Consider the following 872-nt stretch of genomic DNA (forward strand, 5'->3'; position numbering starts at 1 on the left):
TAGATCTCTTGCGAAAGTAAAAAATTGTTTATACTAGCCCCATGAAATATGAAAATTTAACTCGATTTAATGATGGGGAATTTAAACGACTCGTTGGAGTTCCTCGTCCATTATTCTTAAAAATGGTATCGGTGTTACAACACGCTGAACTTGCCAAGAAAAAATCTGGAAGACCTCATTCGTTGTGTTTAGAGGATCAATTGTTGTTAACTTTAAATTACTTACGCTGTTATAGAACTCAAATTGAGTTATCCGCTGACTATAACCTAGCTGAAAGCAATGTGAATCGTACTATTCAGAAAGTTGAAAATACTCTGATTCAATCACGGATTTTCGCATTGCCTAAAAGGAATCAAAAGTTTAGTGAGGGGGATTATGTGATCGTTGATGTCACTGAGTCACAGATTGAGCGTCCCAAAAAAACAAAGAAAATTCTATAGTGGTAAAAAGAAGAAACATACGCTAAAAACACAGGTCATTTTTAACCCAAGACTAAAGCAAATTGTAAGTATACAGGTCGAAAGTGGCAAAAAACATGATCTGACGATTGCGCGTAAGTATTTGAAGGAGATGATCATTTATCCTTGTATCATGGCAGATTTAGCCTATAAAGGATTTCATCAGATTAAGAGTAAGTTACTCATTCCAATCAAGAAACCTAAGAATTTATCATTACCCAAAATAGCAAAACAGATCAACCAAGAAATCAGTCGGCGTAGGATCACAATTGAACATATCAACGGCAAACTTAAACATTTTCGGATATTAACAGAACGCTATAGAAATAGACGGAAACGATTTGGTCTAAGAATGAATTTAATTACTGGAATGGTGAATTGGATGCTCTTAAATTAACTTTCGCAAGAGATCTA

Annotated in this window: 1 protein-coding gene; it reads left to right on the forward strand. The window is 34.6% G+C overall.

Translation table 11 applies throughout. The features are described 5' to 3' along the window. Positions 1-41 precede the first annotated feature (41 nt). A protein-coding gene (locus ACY3FQ_RS18195; protein WP_150378072.1) for an IS5 family transposase occupies positions 42-855 on the forward strand; the annotation gives its coding sequence in 2 pieces (ribosomal slippage) (positions 42-428 and positions 430-855; 813 coding nt in all). Positions 856-872 lie beyond the last annotated feature (17 nt).

The sequence above is a fragment of the Acinetobacter sp. AB03 genome, assembly GCF_058107045.1.